The organism is Mycobacterium sp. 1165178.9 (assembly GCF_001673555.1).
Classification (GTDB): Bacteria; Actinomycetota; Actinomycetes; order Mycobacteriales; family Mycobacteriaceae; genus Mycobacterium.
In genome coordinates, this window is sequence record NZ_LZMB01000372.1 from 1 (window position 1) to 5927 (window position 5927).

At 68.2% G+C, this 5927-nt stretch carries 8 protein-coding genes; 6 read left to right on the forward strand and 2 right to left on the reverse strand.

Translation table 11 applies throughout. From position 1 onward, the window contains the following. Both A5652_RS16095 and A5652_RS16100 read left to right on the forward strand, forming a co-directional pair. The coding region (locus A5652_RS16095) for a phosphatidylcholine/phosphatidylserine synthase (RefSeq protein WP_369805806.1) at positions 1 to 549 on the forward strand (549 nt) is incomplete at its 5' end. Then, entirely contained in the window at positions 546 to 2738 is a 2193-nt protein-coding gene (locus A5652_RS16100) for an AAA family ATPase (protein WP_067353246.1), read from the forward strand. The genes A5652_RS16095 and A5652_RS16100, both read left to right, overlap by 4 nt. Here the strand turns inward: A5652_RS16100 and A5652_RS16105 are convergent. After that, positions 2712 to 3308, reverse strand: coding sequence for a TetR/AcrR family transcriptional regulator (locus A5652_RS16105; protein ID WP_067353249.1), 597 nt, complete (start codon positions 3306 to 3308; stop codon positions 2712 to 2714). The two genes, A5652_RS16100 and A5652_RS16105, sit on opposite strands and share 27 nt — an antisense overlap. Positions 3309 to 3329: 21 nt before the next feature. Here A5652_RS16105 and A5652_RS16110 point away from each other — a divergent pair, with 21 nt between their 5' ends. The 4 genes from A5652_RS16110 to A5652_RS28640 all read left to right on the forward strand — a co-directional run bounded on the left by A5652_RS16110 (position 3330) and on the right by A5652_RS28640 (position 5682). Beyond that, a complete protein-coding gene (locus tag A5652_RS16110; protein WP_067353252.1) occupies positions 3330 to 4160 on the forward strand; it encodes a DUF2867 domain-containing protein in 831 nt (276 codons plus the stop codon). Positions 4161 to 4247: 87 nt separating this feature from the next. Beyond that, positions 4248 to 4406: a hypothetical protein gene (locus A5652_RS28630; protein ID WP_232001210.1), complete on the forward strand. Its 159-nt coding sequence runs from the start codon at positions 4248 to 4250 to the stop codon at positions 4404 to 4406. 72 nt (positions 4407 to 4478) lie between these two features. Continuing rightward, entirely contained in the window at positions 4479 to 5150 is a 672-nt protein-coding gene (locus A5652_RS28635) for a hypothetical protein (RefSeq protein WP_232001211.1), read from the forward strand. Between the two features lie 112 nt (positions 5151 to 5262). After that, complete coding sequence (locus A5652_RS28640; RefSeq protein WP_232001212.1) at positions 5263 to 5682, forward strand: hypothetical protein; 420 nt, start codon at positions 5263 to 5265, stop codon at positions 5680 to 5682. Here A5652_RS28640 and A5652_RS16120 read toward each other — a convergent pair. After that, positions 5660 to 5842 (reverse strand): hypothetical protein, encoded by a 183-nt coding sequence (locus A5652_RS16120; protein ID WP_067353255.1) that lies wholly within the window; start codon positions 5840 to 5842, stop codon positions 5660 to 5662. The two genes, A5652_RS28640 and A5652_RS16120, sit on opposite strands and share 23 nt — an antisense overlap. Between the last annotated feature and the right edge of the window lie 85 nt (positions 5843 to 5927).

A 5927-nucleotide genomic window follows, 5' to 3' on the forward strand; every position in this document is an offset into this window, starting at 1 on the left:
ATCCTGCTCTATGCGGTCTGCGTGGTGTTGCGGCTCGCGCGATTCAACGCCTTGCAGGACGACGGCACCCAGCCGTCCTACGCGCACGAATTCTTCGTCGGGATGCCGGCGCCGGCCGGTGCGATTTCGATGATCGGTCTCATCGGCCTCAAGCTGCAGTTCGGTGACGGCTGGTGGACGTCGCCGCTGTTCCTGTGCATCTGGATCACCGGAACCTCGATTCTGATGGTCAGCAAGATCCCGATGCGCAAGATGCACGCGGTCGCGGTGCCGCCGAGTTGGGCGGCCCCCCTGCTGGCGGTTTTGGCGATCTGCGCGGCCGCCGCGGTGCTGGCGCCCTACATGTTGATCTGGGTGATCATCGTCGCCTACCTGTGCCACATACCGTTCGCGATCCGCAACTCGCGCTGGCTGGCCGCGCATCCCGAGGCGTGGGATGACGCACCCAAGCAGCGCCGCGCCGCGCGGCGGGCGATCCGCCGGGCGCAGCCCAACCGCCGGTCGGTGGCGCGCCTCGGCCTGCGCAAGCCGGGCAGGCGCTTGCCGTGAGTCGCTTCGGCGACGTTGACCGCGCCAGCCCGGTCCGTCAGCTCACCTTGACAGCCCGGCTGAACACCTCCGCCGTCGACTCGAGGCGCGGTGTCATTCGGTTGCATCCGAATGCCATTGCCGCACTGGGGATTCGGGAATGGGACGCGGTGTCGTTGATCGGGTCGCGCACCACGGCGGCCGTCGCGGGGCTGGCCGGCCCGGACACGCCGGTCAGCACCGCGTTGCTCGACGACGTGACGCTGTCCAACGCGGGACTGCGCGAGGGAACCGCGGTGGTCGTCGGCACGGTCACCGTCTATGGCGCGCGGTCGGTGACGCTGTCCGGCTCGGTGCTGGCCACCCAGTCGGTCACGCCGGTCACCCTGCGACAAGCCTTGCTGGGCAAGGTGATCACCGTGGGCGACGCCGTGTCGCTGCTGCCCCGCGACCTGGGTCCCGGCACCTCGACGTCGGATGCCACCCGCGCGCTGGCCACCGCGGTGGGCATTAGCTGGACCTCGGAGCTGCTCACCGTCACCGGCGTCGACCCGGAGGGACCGGTGAGCGTGCAACCCAACTCGCTGGTCACCTGGGGGTCAGGTGTTCCATCCGGCGCCGCGGCCGCGCCGCAGATTTCGGTCGAAATCGCCAGGCCGGAGATGGTCGTCGAGGAATTGAAAGGCACTCAGCCGCAGGCGGCCAAGCTCGTCGAATGGCTCAAGCTGGCCCTCGACGAGCCGCACCTGCTCAAGACCTTGGGCGCCGGTGCCAACCTCGGTGTGCTGGTGTCGGGCCCGGCCGGTGTGGGCAAGGTGACGCTGGTGCGCGCGGTGTGCGGTGACCGCAGGCTGGTCACGCTGGACGGCCCGGAGGCCGGGGCGTTGGGCGCCGAAAATCGGCTCAAGGCAGTCGCTTCGGCGGTGCAGACCGTCCGTGACGGGGGCGGCGTGCTGCTGATCACCGATGTCGATGCCCTGCTGCCGGCCACCGCCGAACCCGTGGCATCGCTGATCCTGGGCGAGTTGCGTACCGCCGTGGCCAGTGAGGGCGTCGCCCTGATCGCCACGTCAGCGCGGCCCGACCAGCTCGATGCCCGGCTGCGGGCCCCCGATCTGTGCGACCGCGAGCTGGGCCTGCCGCTTCCCGACGCCGGCACCCGCAAGGCGCTGCTGGAGTCGCTGCTGCGGAACGTGCCCACCGGAGATCTCAACCTCGACGAGATCGCGTCTCGTACACCCGGTTTCGTCGTCGCCGACCTCGCCGCGCTGGTGCGCGAGGCGGCGCTGCGGGCCGCATCGCGGGCCAGTGCCGACGGCCAGCCGCCCGAGCTGAGGCAGGAGGACCTGGTGGGTGCGCTGACCGTCATCCGGCCGCTGTCCCGCTCGGCGAGCGAGGAAGTCAGCGTCGGCAACGTCACGCTCGACGACGTCGGTGACATGGCCGAGGCCAGACAGGCGCTGACCGAGGCCGTGTTGTGGCCGTTGCAGCATCCGGACACGTTCGCGCGGCTGGGCGTGGAGCCGCCTCGCGGGGTGCTGCTGTATGGGCCGCCGGGCTGCGGCAAGACCTTCATCGTGCGGGCGCTGGCCAGCACCGGGCAGCTGTCCGTGCACGCCGTCAAGGGCTCCGAGCTGATGGACAAATGGGTGGGCAGCTCGGAAAAGGCTGTCCGCGAGCTGTTTCGGCGGGCCCGGGATTCGGCGCCGTCGCTAATCTTCCTCGACGAGGTGGACGCCCTGGCGCCGCGGCGCGGGCAGAGCTTCGATTCGGGCGTGACTGATCGAGTGGTGGCCGCGCTGCTCACCGAGCTCGACGGTGTCGATCCGCTGCGCGACGTGGTCGTGCTGGGCGCCACCAACCGGCCGGACTTGATCGACCCCGCGCTGCTGCGCCCGGGCCGGCTGGAACGGCTGGTCTTCGTCGAACCGCCCGATGCCGCGGCCCGGGGTGAAATCCTGCGCACGGCAGGAAAATCCATCCCGCTGAGCGCCGACGTCGACCTGGACCAGGTGGCGGCCGGGCTCGACGGCTACAGCGCCGCCGACTGCGTGGCGCTGCTGCGGGAGGCCGCGCTGACCGCCATGCGCCGATCCATCGACGCCACCGACGTGACGGCGGCCGACCTCGCGGCGGCGCACGAAAACATCCGTCCCTCTTTGGATCCCATACAGGTCGAGTCGCTAAGGGCGTTCGCCAAAGCTCTGTAGCACGGCCAGGGCCGACGCCGCCACGTCCATTTCCAGCCAGGCCGGCATCGGGTCATCGTGCGCGTGGCGCCGCACCACCGCATACGGGAGGTCGGCGACCGCCCGCGCGACGGCGTCGATCGATCGCGCCCGGTTGTTCCCATACAGCTGCCGGGCCAGACTCGCGACCCGCTGCGTCAGCGGGGCGTTCATCGTGGCGAGCGTCTGCTGGAACGCCGCGTCCGGCTCGTCGTCGAGCAGGTCACCGGGCCGGATCGTCAACAACAGCCGAGCATCCTCGGGAAGGGCGCGCGCGAAGCCGACGGCGGACACGGCCATCGCCACTGCGGTGTCTGTCGGGGTGTCGCCATCGGCGGCCAGCGCCCTCGTCTGGAAGCGTTCCAGCGCGCGCAGCCACGCCGCGGTCAGGATGCCGTCACGGTTGCCGAACCGGTGATACAGCGTGCCTGCGGGCGCGCCACTGGCTTTGGCGATTGCGGCCACGCTGGCCGCGCGTGGGCCGCCGTCGAGCACCAGCGCCCGGGCTGCGTCGAGGATCACATCGGTTTCATGCTTCCGCGGAGGTGCCACGATCTAGTACATTCCTTCTATATGGAACGATTACCCTACATTGATGAGCATGCCATAACCATCGGCGCCGGCCGCGAAGACACGTGGGCGGCCCTGCTGCGGGTGATGTGCCGCGACCCGCACGATCCGTCGACCGTGCCGTTCGGCTTCACCCTGGACGAAGCCCGACCGCCGGCGCGATTCGCGCTCAAGGGTCGCCACTGGTTCGCGGTCTATCGATGGGTGTTCGAGCTCGACGCACTCGACGGCCCCGCGCGCACCCGGCTGCGGGCGGCCACCTGGGCGGACTTCCCCGGTATCCATGGCAAGGCCTATCGGGCGCTGGTGATCGGCACGGGCGGGCACCGCATCGTCGTGCGGCGGACCCTGAAACGCGTTGCCGCGGCGGTGCTCGACGAGCGGGCGCAGACCGGTGAGACCGCGGCCGATTACGTGGACGTCTTCGAGGTGCCCATCGCGGCCGGCGACGCGCGCACCGCCGAACAAGCCTTCCGCGACGGCCTCGGCGACAAGCCGGGCGCGGGCGGGAAGCTCGTGTTGTGGATCCACCGCAACGTGCTGAGGTTGCGGCTGGGTCCGCCCCGCTCCGCCGGTCACCTCATCGGTTGGCCGATCGTTCGTTCGGATCCGGACGAGCTGGTGTTGGCGACCAGCGGGCCGCTGATGCGCGGCGAGCTGACGCTGTGCCGCCAGGACGGTCGCCGGGCGGTCCTCACCACCCGGCTGCACTACCGCCGCCGGGTCGCAGCCCGGGCGGTCTGGGCGTTGATCGGTCCCCTGCATCGGATGGTGGCGCCGCGGCTGATGCGGCGCAGCGCGAGCCGGGGCCACGCCATGGCGGGGCTCGCCTAGGATTTGCAGTTTCCTGCAATCTTGCCTACGGCTGCATTGGTGGCTATGGTGGCCATCCAGGGGCGGCTACGAATCGAGGGATCCCTGATGACGGCCACGGAAAACACGGCACTTCCCGTGCACGAGTTCATGAACGACCCGATCGGCTTCTTCGGCCAGTCCTACACGCAGATGCACAGCATCGGCCGCCTCGAGCTGGAAGAGCTGCAGCGCCAAGCCATGCGCATCCGCTTTGCGGAGCATTAGCAAAGCATCGAGATCCTGCGCAAGCTGGCCGACCGACTGGGCATCAGCGAACTCGATGAATGCAATGATGTTGTGCCGCTCCTGTTCTCGCATACCTCCTTCAAGTCCTACCCGGCGGCGCTAATCGACAAGAAGCGCTTCGACCTGATGACCAAGTGGCTCGACAAGCTCACCAGCTACGACTTGGACGGCGTCGACACCACCGGCTGCGCCGGGATCGATGACTGGATCGACCGTCTCGACGCTCAGACTCCCCTGGAGGTCATCACCTCCAGCGGCACCACCGGCACCATCTCGATCCTGCCCAAGGACAAACGCGGCGCCGAAGAAGGCATGACGCTGTGGAAGATCTGCCTATTTCAGACTTTTGGTCACGAACCGACGGAGGCGGAGCTGAACCCGTCGGTCGATGTGGTGTGGCCGAACTTCGCCAGCGGCAAGCTCGGTCATCTGCGCATCGCCGACATGATCAAGCGGGGTTTCACCGGCGGCGACGAGACCAGATTTCACGCGCTGTATCCCTTTGCGGTGGACACCGATCTGATGTTCCTGGCCTCCAAGATGCGGGCGGCGGCGTCGCGTGGCGAACTCGATCGGCTCGAGATCGATCCGGCACTGGCGCCCGCAAGGACGAGTTCATCGCGATGCAGGCGCGCCAGGCCGAGGACATGGATGCGTTCTTCACCCGCATTACCGATCAGCTGCGCGGGAAGCGGGTGTTCATGCTGGGCACGTACCACCTGATGTACGACATCGCCAAGGCCGGACTGGACCGCGGTGTGCGCAAGGTCTTCTCTCCCGACTCGGCGATTCTCACCGGCGGCGGCATGAAAGGCGTTGCGCTGCCGATGATTTCATGGACGTCATCAAAGATTTCCTCGGTGTCGACCGCATCCAGGTCGGTTACGGCTTTTCCGAATCGAGCACCTTTCACTGGGGTTGCAGCCAGGGCCGCTACCACGTGGCGCCGTGGGTCATCCCATTCGTGCTAAATCCCGACACCAGCGAGCCGCTGCCCAGGACCGGTGTCCAGACCGGCCGCGCCGCCGTGTACGACATCCTGCTGCGCGCCCATTGGGGCGGCGTCATCTCCGGCGACGAGGTCACGATCGACTGGGATCTGCACTGTCCGTGCGGGCAGGCCAGCGTCGCGTTCGAGAAAGACATCATCCGCTACAGCGAGAAGCAGGGCGTCGAGGACGACCGGATCACATGCGCTGCGACTCAAGAGGTGCACGACGAAGCAGTCAACTTCATGAAGGGCGTGGAGCTGTGATCGCCTGCACCGTCCCGCTGTTCTTCAGCGGCAGCCGCTCGACGTACTTGCTCATATCCGGCGCCTGGAATTGCGCGGCGCCGACGCGAGTCTCGAACGGCACGAGGTCGTCCGCGATGACCTCACCCCGCAAGAACAGCGGGACGGTGCAGGCGATCACAGCTCCACGCCCTTCATGAAGTTGACTGCTTCGTCGTGCACCTCTTGAGTCGCAGCGCATGTGATCCGGTCGTCCTCGACGCCCT